Raw genomic sequence first — 20,279 nt, forward strand, 5'->3', positions numbered from 1 at the left:
GAGATCGGTCTAAGGTTGTCCTGATCTTTGTCATTTAACTCAACTCACGGATCATTCTTATGGTACTATAGCTATCAGCATTAAAGGATAGGGCTGAATATTTTCCCAAGTCCCTCTTTGACCTTGTCGCTCCTCGGCCGTAGGAGGTATTCTTGTAAATTCAGTTGGTCACTTTTTGTACAATCATCCAGAAAGAAAGTCTTTAATTGACGAGCGATGCTCGAGTTGTAGATTACAGCGTTCACCTCAAAGTTTTGCTCGAAACTTCTAACATCTAGATTAGCAGTACCGACAGAAGATACAGAATCATCTGCTACAATGGTTTTACTGTGCATAAAACTATCTTTATAGAGATAAATTTGTACTCCAGCTTCTAACATCTCTTGAAAATAGGATCTAATACTCCATTTCACAACAATGTTATCAGATTTTTCTGGGATCATTATTCGAACATCGACGCCGCTTAAAGCAGCTAGCGTTTTAGTTGGTCGTCTCCCATAAACAAAACATTGACAATGAAAACAAACCCAATAATAGAATATAATGCGTACCAGAAGGTGTAGATCATTTCAATATTAGATTAAGTTCGAATTAAATAATAAACATCAAGTTTTCGGTTAGTGTAAGAATTAAGTCGCTGATTTTTAGGTCAATTTTTTTATCGAGATAATAGAGAGATCACTCCAAGAATAATGGTTAGCTCATTATTAAATATCCTTAGTCTTTCCTCCTTTTGTTATGCCGAAATGAGCAGCCCCAAACAATACGGATTTAGGATTTAAAATGATGGTTAAATCTACACTTCGCAATAAAGGTTCTAGCCGCCCTCCTCTAAAAAAGTATTGTAAAAATAAGCTTTCGTAGTGATCGTTCCATATTTTCGGAATAATACCTCCACCGATAAACAAGCCACCAGTTGCCTTAAACTTTAAGACTAAATTGGCTGATTCAATGGCAAGATACCTTGTGAACAAATCCATAGTAGCTACTGCAATATGCTCTCCAGCCACAGCAGCCTTGCTTAAGTTAGCTGCAACATCACCATCTAATAAGCTGAGCTCCATATCTTTATCTAATTGGTATTCAGAAGAAGTCCTTAGAAAGTCGAAAATATTAGCAATTCCCATTCCAGAGACCAGTCGCTCCCAACTTACACGCCCGAATCTATGCTGAAGGAAAATAAGAAGATTTACATCGGTATTATCTCTAGGTGAAAAGTCACAGTGACCGCCTTCAGACGCAAAAGGATGAAAATCGTTTCCATCCCAGTACATTCCAGCTTCTCCAAGTCCCGTACCTGGAGAAATGATCGCTGCATTACCCTTCATTCTATTTTCTGCTTTGTAAAAGGTAAGTAAATCCGAGGATTTCATGAACGGAACTCCAAATGCAGAAGCCTCCAGATCATTCATTAGATAAATAGACTTTACACCGGTCGCCTTAATGATTTGGTCTTTCTGTACTTTCCACGAGACATTTGTTAATTGAGCTTCATCATTAATCACGGGACCGGCTAGCGCAATACTTATCGATTCAATGTTGCTCATATCGGGACTAAAATCTAGGAGTACTTCCTCTAGTCCTGCTACTTGCTGAGTATGATATTTTTTTTCCTTGATAAATGCTATCGGTGAGTGCCCAGTTTTAGAGAGAAGTGCGATGTGGGTTTTAGTTCCTCCGACATCAAGTGCAAGATGTTGTACCATATTTTTTGATAAAAAAAGAAATCAATTAGTTAAGGCGATTTTATAAAACATTAGCAATGTTTTATAAAACCTGTAAAGCAATATTAATATTTCCAACTAAAGTAATCAATTCATTTGTTTATTAATTAAAACAATCATTAAGTAAGTTTACGTTGAATATTTATTATGTGGTTATATATAATACTTGTAAGTTAGTAAAGTAGACTCCTTTTTAGGCTAATTGAAGTCATTGATTAAAATGATAGGAATTAGAATTGTTGAGTAAAACATAAAGGTCTTAATCAATTCGGCACTTTTGATAAGAGCCATATAGATGAAATATTTGAGATAGGATACAATGCTTGTCGATTAAAAATGGAAGCTTTTTTCAAGGAAAAGTAGTCTAATCTTTTCTTTAGAATTCTAAGTAAAGAAAATATACGCCACAACAGATCTCTCTTATCTGAAGTGACGCATTATTTTATAATTTATAAATTACCTCCAATTTTCACTGGCTTGCAGTTTTTTCAAATCTGGTTTTACGCGTGCAATTTCAAGAGACTCTTCGTATAATTTATTGAGGTCTCCTAATACTAAAGTCGATCCTTTTCTCTTAAAAATGGGCATTTTGTGCAATGGCGTATCTACGGTGATATACTTTCCACCTTCATGTTCTTCGCCACTCCATGCATCTACCCATGTTTCTCCTGCTGGCAAGAATAATTTATGCATTGTCTTTCCTGATTCCCATATCGCTGAAACTAATAAGTCATCACCGAACAGATAGGTTTGCCAATCTTCCCAACTCTCTTTTTGATCTGGATATTCTAGAAACAAAGGACGAGCGATAGGCGTACCAGTAGATCTAGCAATCTTTGCCATTTCAGAAACATAAGGAACGATCTTCATTCTCAATTTCGAGTATAACCTCCATGTTGCAATTAACTCGGCATCATAGGCAGGTGCCTCCGGATTATTCCAAAAACCTTTATTGTTAGTTGGGCCGGTTTCCATAATAGGAGAAAAGCAACCGAAAGCGAGCCATCTTTTGCAAGTTTCTTGTGAAAAGTCACCCCAATAACCTCCGATATCAGAGCCCCATACAGGATAACCCATGACGGAACACCGCTGGAGTGCAATAATTGCAGACCTCAATCCTTCTGGTTTTCCATTGGTATCGCCAGCCCACATGCTTCCATATTTAGCACTACCTGTATACTGGGCTCTTGGAAATAAAACAAAATCATCACCTAGAACAGGAGCAACAGCATTGTACGTTGCCTCTACATATTGTCTTGGGTAATCATTGAAGTTTTCTCGATAAGTCGTTCCGGCATGTGTTTTTAAATGAAGAGAATCTAGTAACTTCTCGCCATCAGCACGATCGAGCTTGAAGCCTTTAACACCCATTTTCGCTAACTTTCCAGGACCATTTTCTCCCCACCACTTAGCTGCTTCAGGATTGGTGAAATCCATGAGAACTTGTCTGGAGTCTTTCCATCGGTTACTTTTTAGTTCATAATTATTTTCTTCTGCATAATCTGCCATTTTTCCCATAACGAATGGTCCGATCCAAAGCATTAATTCTATGTTTTTGCCATTGAGCCAAGAGATCATTTTCTCTGGCATAGGCAATCGTTCTTCGTCGAATTCATAGTCATCAAACCCTCGAACTCCTGGTCCCCATGGTCGATCTATCCAGTGTGCAGTACATGGAATATCATAGGCTTCCATCATCAGTACATCTTCTACTATATCTGTATTATAGGGAGCTGTTTTTACAGTACCATCATAATATTGACCTGCATTAAAATGTTCGTCTCTCCATCTCCATGGGCCTAGCGCCCAAGCTGGTGGAACCAATGATGGTCCAGTTTCTAACGCATGTTGCTGTACCAGTTCCATAGGCGATCCTTGGTATAGTTTGTATTCCAGTTTGGGACCTTCCCAACTTAAAGCCACCACATTTTCATGCTTCTTACAAAAGTCTAAAACACCAGGCCAAGTGCCTTGGACAAAAAGTCCATAACCTTCTGAAGAAATATAGAAGGGTGCATAGGCTGAAACTGTTGGCTTTAGATGCATTTCCACTCTTTCACCTCTGAGGTTCATTCCTGTAGTAATGTCATCTTTCCATGATTCATTCTGAGATCCATCGACTACCCGTTCGAAAATACCAGTGAAGTATTCCTCGGACTGAGCATTAAGATTGAGTAACCATTCATTGTGTGCGGTAGGTGGTGTTAGATGTTGAATAGATATTACAGGGTCTTTCTTACTGAGGTCAATGGTCATCTCTACACCTTGATCTGACTGATCCCATGACAAAGTATACTTACCAGCTGTCTCAGAGATAGTTGGTTCGCCAGTAAGCCATTGTATTTCGCCATTCATCCGATATCCGATACTACCGAAATCTTTAGATGGGCTAATGAATTTCATGGAATGTCCCTTTTCTAGATTTATGCTAACCTGAGGAAATTGCTGGGCATCTAATTCTACATTAATCTTTTTCTCTTCTGTATTGCAAGATGCAATGATGAAAACGAATAAGCATAAAAATGCTCCTTTAAAAATGTTAATCATATGTTTTGTTTTAATGCGCTAGTTGATGTATTTCGTAACCTGCGAGCAAAAATGCTCCAAGTCCATAGTCTTCAAAATCTGGTATTTTATCATAACTTAATGGTTGACCTTCTTTAGGCTCTTTTCCGGTACTCTGAAGATATCCTAGAAACCCGTTAGGATGGACTGCTTTATTAACCATTGCGTTCCAGCCATTCAGTGCAACTGGAAGGAATTTCTTTCGGTCTATTAATCCATTGTTAATGGCGTATGTAATTCCGTGGACGAACATGGCTGTTCCCGATGTTTCTGGTCCTCCGAAATTTGTTGGATCATGAAGACTAACATTCCAGAAACCATCAGATCTTTGTACTTTGGCTAGCGCTTCACACATGCTAATCAAATCTGATTCGTACTCTTTTCGGTGTGGTTCATCCTCAGGAATAAGTTCTAGAACCCGCACCAGAGCCATAACGACCCAACCGTTTCCTCTCGACCAGTAACAATCTTCACCATTAGGTTCATTGTAAGGCGGATCGAAATCTCCATCTCTCCACCAAAGTCCATCTTCTGGATTGTACAATCCGTTAGCGCCCATTTTATTCTTAGTATATGCATACATTTCATACATTCTCTCGTAGTAGGCGTCGTCCTTATAGAGACTACCTAACTGAGCGAAGATGGGCATGCCCATTTGTATGGCATCTATCCAGGTCCAATCATCTATTTTGTCTGTATTCATCATACTGTCGATAGAGGCTTTAATGAATTTTATTTTATGTGGTGCTGGATCTATTTTATATAGGTCAATGTAGGTCTGTCCTGCGCATTGATTGTCCGCATTTCTAGTATAAGTGTCTCCATCTCTTAGGTTCCATTTATGAAATTCAGCCCAGTCATAAGCATATTGATAATATTCTTTTTTGGGGTTAATCTTATGCAGTGCCATTAACCCTTCATAGTAAACTGCCCGTGTCCAGATGTTGCTAGCACGAGGCTTATTGGTTACGATGATCTTTCCTACATCCGGCCATTTATCCATGAAATATTGGTTAGTAAGTTCCATTACTTCTAATGTTTTGTCCTTCGGAGGCAAGGTGGGCGCGACCGTTTTACAAGAACTCAAGACTAGCAGACAAGCTAAACCAATAGAGTGCATTATGTATTTCATATTTTTAAATTATTAAGTCTTTATAACATAGGTTTTAGGTCCTCCCAGATCACGTTCCAACTTCCATCTTGAGGGAAACCAGGATTTGAAACTTTAGGTCCATCTTCCCATCCGGCAGCCATCATCGCAACGGCAGTTAACAAAGCACCATTTCCAGGAAGGTAAAGTCGTAATCGATTATCTTGGTAATTATGACCATTGACCAAGTAGGTGTTTTTAGGCGTGTCAATGAAAAGCGCATTAATGGCCTGATCTTGCTTTCCTAACCGAGCACCACACATGGCAAGCATAGGATAGTCCCATCCCCAAGTTGTCTTCCAGTTCCATTCGGACATCACTTCATCGAATGTTGCGGCCATAACATTGACATCCATTCTATCTACTAATGGCATGACGCCGAGAGCTCCAGTTACAATGGGGTGATCTCTTCGGTTTTCTATATCGGTATAAGCTTCGTCTGCTCCATCGCAAGGAAGATATAAGCCATCTCTTACAGAGAACGGAGCGAGTCCTTGGATCACTTCTTCCCACTTCGGATTTGCTTCCTCGCCTCTTCTTCGCTTCCATTCTTGAGCAACACTTAATGCATATTCCCAGTAAACGGATTCAAAGATCGGATCATTGGTTTTGTCTGCATGGAATATTTCTTGTGCTGGAATAATGGGTTGGCAAAGATGATAGTTACCATCAGCGGTATATTTCTGAGCAAATGAGGCCATGAAATCAGCAGTTTCAAAAACGATATCAGCATATTTATCTAAGGCAGAAGGGTCATTTCGATATGCTAATTCTGCAAGATATATTGGATGTGGTTGTTGCCAAATTAAGAATTCTCCTACACTAGAAGGACTACTTATGCCTTTATTAGCAGTCATCTTAGGCCATCTCACACCGTCAAAATTTTGGCGTTGAGCCCTATTTCTTGCTTCTGTCATGATATCATTATACCATGGAAGTGATTTTTCCATTAATTCCGTTCGGTTCCAGTATGCAAAGTGAACACCATGCCACCAATGCATTTCTAGATGGAATTTCCCATACCAGCTATTCATGGTCAGTCCCGTTTCTTGAGGTGGATAGTTTCCAGAACAATTGACTTTGGTCAAGTATTGAGAAAGAATAACTCGACGTTCTAATTCTGGAGCTCGAGCATCGGTACACTTAGAGAAATCCATAAAACCTCCATTGCTCCAGAAGGATGGCCAAGTGGTTTCGTTTTCCTCTTTTATGATTGCAAAATTCGAAGGTTCTTCAATAGGGTTGGTCTGAGAAAAACGGATAGTACATGCTAACTGATTCGCATTAGGACCCGCTGAAATTTCATAGCGGTGTGCTGCTTTTTCGGTAATGGTGGCGTTTCCTTCCCAGGATCCATTGACATAGTAAGAATCTTTGTCTAAGTCTCTTTTAATTTTAAAGCTGGAGTTCTTTGGTTTGGTTAAAACAGAACGATGCTTTTCTGGATGATCCCAGTCATAACCCGGGCAGACATGACACTCTTTCCCAAATGGAAAGTCGAGTTTTACTTTAAGTTGTCCAGAGCGAAGTAAGTTTGATTCTACGCTAAAGGAAACTTCATCGTTTTCTTGACCACTGTATGTAATGACCTCTACTTTCTCACCATTCACTTCGTAGGTAGATGTTAACTTTCCAGTCCATAAATCGAGCTCTTGTTTAGGGTTTTTAATAGCGTCAATGTTCAGTAAGTTTCCCTTGTTATCATAGAAATTAAACCCAATGATTCCCAAGTGAAGCCGGTGTGGATTCTGTCTAATCCAATTCGTTACTTTTTGTTTTCGGCCTTCTTTATGTTGAATAGCAATGGGAATTTCAAGGTCGTTACAAGACTCATAAGTTTTCAATATTTCATCATAGCGATATTCATCAGGGTTCGGGGTCGTATGCCATCCCCATTCAGACAATGTACCCAGTGAAACTCCATTTTCATAGAAGTCGTGGAAGCTTTGGAGACCTGTGATATCAGCTGTAAACGCAAATTCACCATTTCCTACTGTCAAGGAACCTAAGGTGTCGACGGCCGTTAATTTCACATTGTTCCGTAGGACTACACGTTCTCGGTCTATTTTTGCATCAGGCAGATAAAGGCTAGAGGCGAATATGAATATAAGAAGGATGTATTTTAGTGTTTTCATCTTTTAATAAGGTATTACATTTTCATTAATTTCAAGTTATTTCGGGGTAGAGTGGTATAGTGATTTAATAGTCACCGGTCCTGCTAATCCTGATGGAAGAAAGTCCCATTTAGCGGCGCTAAAGATCCTCATAGGCCCAAAGTTTTCACGGAGTCTCGGAGGAAAGTTGGTATTATAGAATCTTTTCCAGAAGACGTTATTTTGATCGAGGTGAATAATACGATTCGCCATTTTATTAGCAACTTCTATTTCTAGGGTGTTCTTTTTCTTCAGCAATGAAGATGGAATAATACAAGTATATTCTGGTCCAACAAGAGTACTAAATAACTGTCCGTTGATGCGAATACTTGCGGTTTCTCCCACATCTCCTAGCTCTAAAACCCAAGCATCTGCTTTTGCTTTTGGCTTTTTAAATGTTGTTGTATAGGTTGCGATACCAGAAAAATGGTCATAATCTATTCCTTCTGCTTCTGTCCAGTATATCGGATGATCTGTTTTTATTTGCTGTGGGAGTGTTGGTCCGCCTTCTTTAAAAGTAATGAGCCATGGTTTGTTAAATTCAATGGATTCGTTACCGGTAGCATAATAGTGCCATGCTGGAATTCCGTTTTTTTGATTGCTTAATCTAAATATAATTCCTTCGCCTATTGCTATCTTAGTATAAACCTCTGTTCCATTCTTCGACTTTCGGATGCTGCCGAGACCGGCCTGTCCCGTCATCGGATCCATGATTACAATTTCATTTGCTGGACCAGCAAGGTTTAACCAACCTTCGAAGTTTTCGGAGGAGTAATTCGTAACGAAATAATATGCCTCTTGATTAATTTCTCTGCGAATGAACTGTAGACCATGATTCCTAATGTTTTCGGATCGAACTTGAAGATTATCCAGTGCTGAACTCACATCTGAGCTTATGGAAACTTTAGACCATGAAGACTTATCATTTGTTAGTCTGGCTAACTGTTCTTGCCTTTTCTCTAGATCGTAAATTCCAGGAAGGTCATGAGGAAAGTTGTTTTCGAAAACGATATTTGCCCCTTTAGCGGCTAGCTTTTTTAATTTTTCCAGTGTTGCTAGTGGCATGAATTGCGTTTCTGGAATAACGATCGCTTGATAGTGATTACCTGAAGAATTGATGCTGCCACTAAAAGTTAAATTTAAAATTTGATCATCAGAAATGAAGTCTAATTCATAGCCGTCATCTATCAGCTGATTAGCCAGCTTACCAAAGTTAGAATCATCTACATCAGAGCCATGTCCATCGAAATGGGCAAGCAGTTCAGAATGTGGCGCTCCATAAACATCAAATGCTGGGAAATATAGTAATACATCATTATCTGGCTTTCCTGATTGTAGAACTGACTGGGTTCTTGAAATGTATTGATTCAGCGTTGCAGCATGTTTCCACATCGGATTTCTATCATTCATATGAATCGCCGCATAGAATAATCTGCCTGGCCAGACATCTTCATCTGGAGAATAAGCAGTACCATGATAGACAACATGGTTCACACCGTTAACCAGATAATTGTCTATGTTTTGCTTGAGGTCAGAAAGTCCAGAAAGGAAGTGTTCGTTTAACCAGGTTGCAGCTTCCGAAGCAGCTAGCTTCTTGCCACTTACGTGGGCTGCTGAAGAAGCAAATTTTATTCTTAGCGGCTGTGTTCCTTCTGCTTCTGGAATATCGGAAGCTGCATATAAGTCAAGTATATTGCCTGGTGATCCATGTGATTGATTCCTGACGGTTGCATTATTTTCATGTGCCCATTTAGCCCAATCTTTTGTAAAGGTTTCAAGAATGAGGTCGTTAAATGTTTGCCTATAGTCACTGATTACTCTATTTCTTGTTTCTTGATCTTGATATTCTTCATCGAGCAATGCAGGAAGGTAGTCGGTTAAATCATAGCCTCTATTTTCTTTAAAGTAGGAAAGTAATTTCGGTGTCCAGTTGGATTGTCCTTTTGCATCGTCAACTTCATAGCTGTCATTGAAAAAAGCACGGAGGCTACTGATTTCATTACCTTTAAAAGCTTTATCGAAAAAATCTAAATAATCATTAATTGCTTCGTGTGAGAAGTGGTCGATTACATTTCCTTCTCCACCTGGTGCTGCCCTCTCGACCATTTTTCCATGGTACCCTTGAAAGATTGCATACAATTTCCATGTTCCTGCTGGCGCCACCCAATCTAATTGCCCAGATTTATTAACACGCGATGTTAGATCTTGTATCTCTCCAGAATCATTATAAGCGATAAGTGAAATAAGAGGAAGTGACTCTTCGAAGCGAATTTGGTCAAAAGCCATCTTCTGAAGATTAGGATTAGTCTCTATAGGATCTATTATATCGTCAAGTGTAATATCTATTTTTTGATTAGTGACTTCTTCCTCTGTAACTTGAGTAATTCGCTTTCCTGTTTTTTCAGAGTATTCATAGTAATCTATGGCAGCATTACCCACTCTTCTGAAAATCGGTTCTTGGATTAATTCTACTTTCTCAATAAGTTTTTCGCCTTCCTTCACTGAAAATACGCGGTGTGCGAGGTATTTAGGGCTATGTTCCTTTTCTACCCAAGGTCCTCCAAAAGGCCAACCCGTTCCTGTTGCAAGATCAACTTGTAGTCCAAGTCTTTCTGACTCTTCTAAAGAAAAGACGAATAAATCCATCCACTCCTGGGATAGAAAATCGACGAATTTTGCTTCTTCACCAATCACTCCGAAGATGGGTGTTAATTCGACACCTCCTAATCCTGCTTTCTGAAAACTTTCTAGTTCTTTAGTTATTCCCTCCTTGGTCACACTGTTTCCGTGCCACCACCAGCGACTCCAGGGTTTGGTTTCGGAACTTTCTTCAGGCCAAACGTTTTGCGCCGATAGTAAAAAAGGTGATATCGATAAGAATAACAGGAAAAGGATTGTTCGCTTCATAAAGTGGGTCTTTTAATTTGATAAATGATTCATTCTGAACAAATTAGTAAATATTATTGGGCTGAGGGTTCTATTTCTACTGCGTATATTTGTACAGTTCCATCGAAATTAGCTCTGAAAATTATCGATTGGCCATCTGGAGAAAAGTGAACATTAGGTTCTAGTTTATATCCGTGATGTTTCATGTTGACTAATTTCTGTGATTCTAGAGTATCACCACTTGGTGTGAACAAGTAAATCCACATTCCATCTTTCGCTTTTGCGACTTGCCCAGAATCTCCACCATCACCGCAGAAAAGTTTCTGATCGGGTGAGATATTAAAGTGAATCGACCATTCATTTCTATCTAGTTCATACTTTTTCATGCGATTACTTTCTACGTCATATGCTGCTAGATAGAAGGTTTCACCACGGGGAATTTGCAAATCATAGTAAATGGTCTTTCCATCCCAACTCCAAAATTCATGTCCTGCTATTTCGCGATAAACAGTTCGTTCGTGTACTTTTTCAACATTGTTTGTTTTTAAATTGACATTCCATATCCGATCGACTTTGTGCCATGGTCCTTCGTGGCAGAACATCAGTACATCTGGATCAGTGGTGGAAAATTGGATATGACCCAACCATGTGTTTTCAGCATGAATTTCTTTCAATTCACCATTATCAACATTTACCGAAAATAAAGTGTGTGGTAACTTAGCGTCGAAAATTCTGTCAAAGAATTCTCCTTTCGATGGATGATTTTTTAAAATGGTATCCTTTTCAGGCGAAGCCCACGTTCCAGCTAGAAGTGTTTCATCAGCGTTCAATGTGGATATAGAAGCTTTGAAGTTGTCTGGAAAGACGAAAACTTTTTTGGTTTCTTTAGTATCGATATGTGTGGTAAAGATGGTGTCTTTAATTTGATAGAAAACAACTCTTCTTTTGCGTCCAACGATCTCACCGCGCTTTTTACCTTCATGGGTTGTGAGTTGACGGGATTCATTTGTTTTCAGATTTAATGAGAATAGTTGATTATTGCCTTCTACAGCACCGTAATAAATCATCAGATCATCCTTTCCATCTTTAGATTTAAGAAATGGATTGTTGTGAAAATAGAAACTTCTATTGCCTTCTCCATTGGTGAGTCGTTTAATCTTGTGATGAGTAGACGCGTCGATCCATTCGGTTACGGAAGCGGTATTCACACCGGTTTCTATTACTGGTGTTTGTCCATTACAAGCAAAGGTTATGGATGCAAATAGAAGAATTAAAGTGAGAAGTTTATTGATCATCTTAAAAAGAATTTGGTGTTAATTTATTAAGATTCTGATAGTGAAATAAAATCTCCCATTTATAGACAAATCTAGCGCACATCACGTGGAATTAGCGCTAGATTTGTCAGTAAATGAAAGGAGATTTTTACACTTAAAATCTACGGATTACTTATAACCTTGGTTTTGTGTGTATAAGCCTTTTTTCACATCAATTTGCTTTTGAGGTATTGGGTAAATGATGAAGTCTGCTTTAATTTCTTCCAGTTTTTCAGCACTATCTTCCGTGTTTTTGAAGTTTTGCATTACCTCTAGTACTTTTCCTGTTCGCACCAATGCATCCCATCTTAGGTTTTCACCAGCGAATTCCTTTCTTCTCTCAGCTAGTAAAACGTCTAAATTGATATCTGAAATTGGGTCTAGTCCAGCTCTAGCTCGAACATTGTTTACAATATCATCTACATCAGACTGAGAACCTGAAGCACCTTGTAAAATGCATTCTGCCTTCATCATTAAGACATCTGTATATCTGAGAATTGGATAATTTAATGACCAATCAAATCGGTCACCTCCAGCAAAGTCCTTATCCATAAATTTGTCATAAAATTTAGCATCAATTGTGTCACCCGAGTCTCCCACGTAGTTGAGTTGGAATGTAGGTTCCACTCTTAAGTCGGCATCATCGTATGAATTTAAAAGATCTTCTGAAATTCTTTTAGAACCGTCGCCAGGATTACCACCTGCAAATGGTAAGTTGACTCTTGCCCAGCCTTCGTCATAATATTCTGTAGGGTAGTAACCACCAGCACCTACACCACCACTGATGAACTGAAGATCCCATACGATTTCAGAATTTCCTTCATTGTTATAGTCGAAAATAGATTCGAAATCGTCAACCATGGAAAATTGACCACTATTAATGATCTCATTAAGAAGTGTTAACGCTTTATCATATTCACCGGAAGCTACACAAGGTCCATTAGGATGAAGTTTAGGCCCAGACTTCGTGAGGTATACTTTAGCAAGAATACCTCTAGCAGCCATAGAAGTTGCTCTACCTTGATCTGCACCAGAAAATGATGCAGGTAGGTTAGCAATTGCAAATTCTAAATCTGAAATGATCAAGTTATAAACATCAGTTACAGGGGATCGTCCTATTTCCAGCGCTTCTGTAGGAGAAACGAACTTGTCGAATATAGGCACATCTCCGAACCACTTTACCAAATCAAAGTATAAGAATGCTCTAATGAATCGAGCCTCTGCTTCATATTGTGCTTTCAAACCTGCCGGGCTGATAACACCACCATTTTCTACCAATTGGTCTAAGATCGTATTGCACCTCATAATACCGTTATAAGCTATATTCCAGATATTATTAATGGTACCTAAAGTTGCAAGTGTAGAAGAGAAATTGTTAATCGCATTCCAGTCTCTAACACCCGATTGTCCAGGTGAGTAGATATTATCTGAACGAGATTCGTCTAATATCACATAGTAGCTTGGGTAATCTTGGCTTCCTGTGACTCCTAATGATGCATATACACCATTTATTCCCTGCGTAAAAGCATTCGTGTTTTCAAAGAAACCATTACTACCCACCTGAGATATCGGTGCTAGATTAAGCTCTTTTTCACAGGAAACTAAAACAACAAAGGAAAATATAATTAATATAAATTTTTTCATTTTGATTCTGTTAAAAATTAGAAAGTAAAATTGAGTCCTCCAACTAGTGATTTGGAAAGTGGAAAAGCTCCATAATCATCACCACTATTGTTTACAGCTTCTGGATTGAATCCACCTGCATACTTATCAGCGCCGAAGAAATTTTCTGCATTGACATAAATTCTAGCGGAAGAAATTCCTTTTATGTTGATGACATCACCTAAGTTGTATCCGAGTGTAATATTTCGTACTCTCCAATAATCGTTATCGTATAGCCAATCTGTGTTCTTGATTCTGCCGAAAGATGAATTAGCTTTTCCTCGTAGTCCAGCACCTGGATCTTCAGGTGAACGCCATCGATCTCTATGCAATCCTAAAGTATTTTCAACGGGACCCATTCCTGTTCTATCTAATCCTCTTCCGAAAGTAGAGTAAATTTTACCTCCCCACTGGCCTTGAAGTAGCACACCTAGATCAAAACCTGCAAATTTGAAAGTATTATTTATTCCCCAAGTGTAGTCAGGATTAGGATGTCCAGATAATATTCTGTCGTCTGGAGTTATCACACCATCACCATCTGCATCAAAGTACTTAGGATCTCCTTCCACTTGCTTTCCATATAAAGCAGCACCATTCTCAATGTCAGATGCCGATAATATCCCTTCTTGTTGAACTACATATAAGCTATACATTGGCTCGCCTACCATCAATATATTATGGTTGATGTCAAATGCACCTCCGAGAATAGGAGTGTTTTCTGGTCCTAATTGTAGAACCTCATTTGTGTTATGACTAAGATTCACGCTTGTAGACCAAGAGAATTTACCAGTTAAGTTTCTAGTTGTCAATTCCACTTCCCAGCCCTTGTTAAGCACTTCTCCGATATTCGTTAATGCAGATGAAAACCCTACAGCTGTTGGGATTGGTATTTTCAATAATAGATCTGAATTCCTCTTTGTATAGTAATCAAAAGACGCATAAACTCTATTGTTAAACAATCCTAGATCAAATCCAACGTCAATTGTTTCCGACTTTTCCCAACCTAATCTAGAGTTAGCGAAATTACTAGGAACTTGACCTGACGCCAGTGAATTCCCGAAGGAGTAATTATCGAAACCAAGTATAGAAACATGAGAATAGTCACCGATTCCGTTATTTCCAGAAATTCCCCAACTACCTCTAATTTTCAAGCTGCTAATAGCGTCTACTTGTTTCAAAAAGGCTTCCTCAGAGATTCTCCATCCTGCAGAAATAGATGGGAATACACCCCATTTTGTATCTGGTCCGAAACGAGAAGATCCATCTCTTCTTAAAGAACCAGATAATAAGTACTTATCTGCAAAATTGTACTGTAATCTTCCAAAGAAAGAGATTAAAGTGTTCTGCGTTTCTGTTGTATTTGTACCACCAGGGTTAATGTTAGCGGCATTAAGTGTAGTGATGACATCTGAATTGAACCCTCCAGAAACACCTATTCTGAATGCGTCGAATTTAGAGGTGTTATAAGATGTTCCGATGATGGTATTTACATTATGAGCACCACCAAATGTTCTATCGAAAGACAATGTGTTTTCGCTTACGAATGTCTGTCTTTTATACCCAGAGAATCCTCCTCCAGATGTTCTATTTCTAGTCACCCATGCCGGAGTGTATGATTTTCTGGATTGATCCACGTTGTCTAAATTGAAGGAAGTTTTAAAGTTTAATCCTTCTGCCAATTCTAGCTTACCGAAAACAGTACCGATGGTTCTGAATATTTTCGAATCACCTATGGTATTCTCTACAACACGTACCGGACTTGATCTAGAACTACCCCATGTATAGGGAGTGTTGTTTCCTACATTTACGTCAAGTCCTACAGACTCTTCAGAAACTGGAACCATTCCAGCAGCAATATGCATTTGCTGATCCTTTCCTTCTACACCAGGATTACTTGCAATCGAGTAGGAAGGTGCAATATTAATTCCTATAGTAAGCCTATCGCTTGCAGTAACTTCCATATTAGCTCTGGCAGAAAATTGCTTGTAACCAACACCGATAGCAATTCCTTCAGAGTCTAAGTAGTCACCTGATACAAAGTACTTTGCGTATTTGTTTCCACCTTGAGCGGAAAGACTATAATTCTGTAATGCACCTCTTCTGAAAAGCTCATCCTGCCAGTCTATGTATACCAGTCCTGGGTGTCCTGGTTGTGCCCATCGATCATCTTTAATGAAATTTCTATTAAATCCTCCCAAGATAGCCTCCCTTTCAGCTGACGACTGACTTGCTGTTCGTCCTTCAGCGGAATTAACCCAAGCGTAGTCTATCATTTCTGATGCTCTATCTACCCACTCTTCGGCAGACAACACATCTAGTTTTTTAGCGGTTTCATTAAAACCATAACTAACATTAAGGTTGATTTTAGCTTTTCCGTCGCCACCTTTTTTTGTGGTAATTAGTACAACTCCATTAGATGCTCTTGATCCATAAATTGCGGCAGAAGCTGCATCCTTTAGAACCTGAATAGATTCTATGTCGTTCGGATTGATGTTGTCCAATGGGTTACCAGTTCCGAATCCACCACTGGAACTCTGTGAAGAAACTTCTAATGGAAATCCGTCGATAACATAAAGAGGTTCGTTATTCGCACCTATCGATCCCGTTCCTCTAACTTGGATACTGAAACCAGCTCCAGGTAGTCCACTGGTCTGTTTCACTCGAACTCCAGCTAGTTGGCCAACTAATGCTTGATCTATTCTATTAATGGGACGTTCATCAATTTTTTCAGCAGAATAACTGGCAATTGCACCTGTAACATCTGCTCTTTTCTGTGTTCCGTAACCAATCACAATGACTTCATCTATGATCTGTCCCAGATCAAGAGAAGCGGAGACGTTCGAAACACCGTCAATTGAAATAATTTTATTCGCATATCCAGTATAGGATATTTCCAATGATTTAGAATCTTCGGGTACAGACAAGGTGAATGAACCGTCAATTTCTGTAATCGTACCTATCGAAGTATTTGGAACTAAAACATTTGCTCCGATAAGAGGCAGATTATCTTTACTGTCTGTTATTACACCAGTAATAGTTCGCTGAGCAAAAGTCGACTGAAACATCAAAAGCATGGCGAAAAAAGACCATAAATAGCGGGTACGCCTCTTGATGTATTTAGGAAAAAGCTTCATGATTTAGAAAGTTTTAATTTAAAGTAATGAAGTAATCTTTCGATTCTTCTGAGTTAAAGAAATCTACTACTATAAAGATTATCTTTTCCTTTGGCCTTTAAATCTTTCCAAAAGCAACAATAATTTCGAATTACTTCCCCTTTACAGTAATATATTTGTGATAAATTTAAAGGGCAAAAAATTATAAACCGTTCTGCACTGTTATGAAGAGTTAAAATATCAGGAGAATTTTTATTGACTTGAAATAAAGAATGACGGGACTTTAAGAAGGGTGACTCTTCAATAAAAATGTTTTAAAAATTCTTGTTTTTGAGTGAATTTTTAGTCTTTTTTTAGAAAAATATTTAAAGAGAAGCTCTGTATTTTACATGGAAAGGATTAGGAATATGAGCCTTGGTTTTTGTCTTAATAAATGAAGCTGCAGTCTTTCCTAATAGCTCGAAATCAGTTGAAATTGTGGTTATTCCATCTAGTAAAATCTCTTTTAGCAAAGTTTCATTGTAGGAAATAATCCCTATTTGCTTTCCAATAGTCAGATTTTGTTCCCTGCATCTCTTGATCAACTGGACTAAATCATCCTCCATAAGGTTGATGTATGCATCGCCCTCATTGATGTCGTCAGTGTTTACATCATTGATAATTGAATACTTGAAAGCAAATTCATCGCAGAACTTTTGAAAGCCATTTTTGATAGATTCTGGATGGTAGGTGTAATTAGGAAAGATTAATTTCAGACGCTCATAATTGGATAATTTTTCGATCATTTCCGTGAGTACTTGATATAAATCTTTCTCGAAATCTTGGTAAACCGAAGCATATTCTCCTGTTAATCCATCTATTTTTTTATCTAGAATGATCAATTTTGATTTAGGAATTTCATTGATGACTTCTATTGCGCTGTTTCCTCCTTCTAGAAAATGAGAAATGATAACAAAGTGAGTATAATCGGATTCCTCTTTCTCTTGGAGTATTCTCTTAAAGAGCTTGAAATCGTTGTTGTAAATGTAAAAATCTATTGCAGCTTGTTCACCGAGCTCCATAGAGAAGGCATCGTATATAATTTTTTTGTGAGCACTTAATTTGTTAAACAAAAGCAGAACTCGTGGGCCAGTAGAAATATCATTAGTCATCACATAGTAGCCTTTACCTGGAACACTTTTGATAATTTTGTTAGCTTTTAAATAGTCGTAAGCTTTGACTATCGTATCTCGAGAAATATCAAATTCAATTAAAATTTTATTTACAGACGGGAGCTTGTCGTCAATTTTTAACTTTTCTTGCTGTATCGAATTCGTGATAGAACTGATGATTTGCCTATACTTTGGTGTTTTAGAATATTCATCAATAATTATTAATTCAGCAGAATCTTTGCTCATAAAATACTATTTTTCAAAATTATTACTTGTGTATGCAGAATAGCACAGAACACTACGGTGATTTTGGTTTTATATATTTACGATCCAACTTCGCAATTATTTTACTAATTAGTTAATGAATATGATAAAAACTTTTAAATACGTCAATTATCTGTGGGATGATTCCAAAGCAGATAAATTAGGCGATGACCAAGTCGGTTTATTCCTTTATAGATCTAATATATTAGGTGCTGACCTAAGAATTACCAATTATGGAGGTGGGAATACAAGCTGTAAGACAATTGAAATAGATCCTTTAACTGGAAAGGATACGGAGGTAATGTGGGTGAAGGGCTCTGGTGGAGACATCGGTACTTTGAAAAGAAAAGGTATAGCTGGACTTTACGTAGATAGGCTGCGGTCTCTTAAAAACAGATACAAAGGTTTAGACCAAGAAGATGAGATGGTTGGTCTTTTCTACCATTGCATTTATGACCTACAATCCGCAGCGCCGTCTATCGATACGCCATTACATGGAATGCTACCTTTCAAGCACATAGATCACTTGCATCCTGATGCGCTAATCGCCATTGCAGCTGCAAAAGATGGAGAAGCAATTACGAAAGAGATATGGGGAGATACGATGGGCTGGGTGCCTTGGCAACGGCCAGGATTTGACCTCGGTTTACAATTAGAAGAATGCCTAGCAAAGAATCCTGGAATACGGGGAATTATCTTAGGAAGTCACGGTCTATTTACTTGGGGAGATACTTCTTATGAATGTTACATGAATTCGCTGGAGGTTATCGAACAAGCATCAGCATACATTGAAAAAAAGATTGCTGAGAATGGACATGTTTTCGGAGGTAAGAAATTAGATTCTTTACCATCAGAACAGAGAAGTGCTCAGGCTGCTAAAATGGCTCCGATCCTCAGAGGATTGTGTTCAAGTGAAGCACCTATGATCGGGCATTTTACAGATGATAAAAACGTTTTAGAATTTATCAACAGTCACGATTTAGAAAGGTTAGCACCACTCGGAACATCGTGTCCAGATCACTTTCTTAGAACGAAGATTATGCCTTTAGTGCTGGATCTTCCTGCTGACATGGACTTAGCAGATGGTGGAATGGTAAGAACCAAATTAGAAGATGCCTTCCAAGCTTACCGATCTTCTTATGCTGAATACTATGAGACTTGTAAGAAAAGCAACAGCCCAGCAATGAGAGATCCGAATCCAGTCATCATTTTGTGGCCTGGAGTTGGTCTGTTTTCATTTTCTAAAAACAAGCAAACAGCAAGAGTCGCTTCTGAATTTTATATCAATGCGATTAATGTGATGAGAGGTGCTGAAGCTATTTCCGAATATACAGCACTACCGCGACAAGAAGCATTTGACATAGAATATTGGTTACTAGAGGAGGCGAAACTAAAACGAATGCCTGCTGAGAAACCATTAAGTCGAAAAATAGCGCTGATAACAGGTGGCGGCGGTGGAATAGGGAAAGCTATCGGTGAAAAGTTGATCGAGCAAGGCGCGAATGTGGTTTTCACTGACTTAAGTTTGGATTCCATTAATGGATCTGTAAAGGAGATAGGGTCAGATACGGCTATTTCTCTGTCTTGTAATGTGACTTCTGAAAGTGATATTAAAAATGTTATGGATCAGACGTGCCTTGCATATGGAGGACTGGACATCATCGTTCATTCAGCAGGACTTGCTATTTCTAAGTCCCTTACGGATACGCAAAATGTAGACTGGGATTTACTTCAAGATGTTTTGGTTAAAGGTCAATTTATGCTGGCTAAACATGGAATGGAGATTCTCAGAAAGCAAAAAATGGGCGGAAACATTGTAAATATTGCTAGTAAAAACGGCTTAGTAGCTGGTCCGAATAACGTAGCTTATGGAACTGCTAAAGCTGCACAACAGCACATGTCTAGATTACTAGCAGCGGAATTAGGCGAAGAAAAAGTACGAGTTAATACAGTTAATCCAGATGGAGTAATTATTGGATCTAAAATATGGGAAGGTGAATGGGCCGAAGGAAGAGCGAAAGCATATGGAATAACAGTAGATGAATTGCCAGCGCATTATGCTAAGCGTAATCTGCTCAATGAAATTATACGACCAGATGATATTGCTGATGCAGTCTTTGCGTTAGTGGGTATTCTGAAGAAAAGCACAGGTAATACGATCAATGTAGACGGAGGAATGGCGAATGCATTCGTCCGATAAATAAGCAAGGAAGCAGTTAATTCATGGATCAACTTGATCAGTTGTTCTCGATGGTCAATGAATTGACTAAATCCTTGAATGCGCGCTTACCAAATATT

11 protein-coding genes are annotated in these 20,279 nt (G+C 38.6%); 1 reads left to right on the top strand and 10 read right to left on the bottom strand.

Going from position 1 to position 20,279, the window contains the following annotated elements; translation table 11 throughout:
• Positions 1–80: 80 nt before the first annotated feature.
• The 10 genes from L2586_RS10830 to L2586_RS10875 form a co-directional block, all read right to left on the bottom strand.
• The gene (locus tag L2586_RS10830) at positions 81–554 is read right to left on the bottom strand and encodes a phospholipase D-like domain-containing protein (protein WP_262914145.1); all 474 of its coding nucleotides are present in this window, start codon (positions 552–554) and stop codon (positions 81–83) included.
• 153 nt (positions 555–707) lie between these two features.
• Positions 708–1,706: a glucokinase gene (locus tag L2586_RS10835; protein WP_235292913.1), complete on the bottom strand. Its 999-nt coding sequence runs from the start codon at positions 1,704–1,706 to the stop codon at positions 708–710.
• A 474-nt stretch (positions 1,707–2,180) separates the two neighbouring features.
• Complete coding sequence (locus L2586_RS10840; protein ID WP_235292914.1) at positions 2,181–4,271, bottom strand: TIM-barrel domain-containing protein; 2,091 nt, start codon at positions 4,269–4,271, stop codon at positions 2,181–2,183.
• Positions 4,272–4,281: 10 nt separating this feature from the next.
• Entirely contained in the window at positions 4,282–5,421 is a 1,140-nt protein-coding gene (locus tag L2586_RS10845) for a glycoside hydrolase family 88/105 protein (protein WP_235292915.1), read from the bottom strand.
• Between the two features lie 20 nt (positions 5,422–5,441).
• The gene (locus tag L2586_RS10850) at positions 5,442–7,574 is read right to left on the bottom strand and encodes a hypothetical protein (RefSeq protein WP_235292916.1); all 2,133 of its coding nucleotides are present in this window, start codon (positions 7,572–7,574) and stop codon (positions 5,442–5,444) included.
• A 36-nt stretch (positions 7,575–7,610) separates the two neighbouring features.
• Complete coding sequence (locus tag L2586_RS10855) at positions 7,611–10,499, bottom strand: glycosyl hydrolase (RefSeq protein ID WP_235292917.1); 2,889 nt, start codon at positions 10,497–10,499, stop codon at positions 7,611–7,613.
• Positions 10,500–10,552: 53 nt separating this feature from the next.
• Entirely contained in the window at positions 10,553–11,773 is a 1,221-nt protein-coding gene (locus tag L2586_RS10860; protein ID WP_235292918.1) for an oligogalacturonate lyase family protein, read from the bottom strand.
• Between the two features lie 147 nt (positions 11,774–11,920).
• The gene (locus tag L2586_RS10865) at positions 11,921–13,435 is read right to left on the bottom strand and encodes a RagB/SusD family nutrient uptake outer membrane protein (protein WP_235292919.1); all 1,515 of its coding nucleotides are present in this window, start codon (positions 13,433–13,435) and stop codon (positions 11,921–11,923) included.
• Between the two features lie 17 nt (positions 13,436–13,452).
• Entirely contained in the window at positions 13,453–16,587 is a 3,135-nt protein-coding gene (locus tag L2586_RS10870; RefSeq protein ID WP_235292920.1) for a SusC/RagA family TonB-linked outer membrane protein, read from the bottom strand.
• Between the two features lie 344 nt (positions 16,588–16,931).
• Positions 16,932–17,963, bottom strand: a complete 1,032-nt coding sequence (locus L2586_RS10875) for a GntR family transcriptional regulator (protein ID WP_235292921.1) — start codon at positions 17,961–17,963, stop codon at positions 16,932–16,934.
• Between the two features lie 121 nt (positions 17,964–18,084).
• Between L2586_RS10875 and L2586_RS10880 the strand changes: the two genes are divergently transcribed.
• A complete protein-coding gene (locus L2586_RS10880) occupies positions 18,085–20,181 on the top strand; it encodes a bifunctional aldolase/short-chain dehydrogenase (RefSeq protein WP_235292922.1) in 2,097 nt (698 codons plus the stop codon).
• The last annotated feature ends 98 nt before the right edge of the window (positions 20,182–20,279 follow it).

The organism is Portibacter lacus (assembly GCF_021533215.1).
In the GTDB taxonomy this organism is placed as follows: domain Bacteria; phylum Bacteroidota; class Bacteroidia; order Chitinophagales; family Saprospiraceae; genus Portibacter; species Portibacter lacus.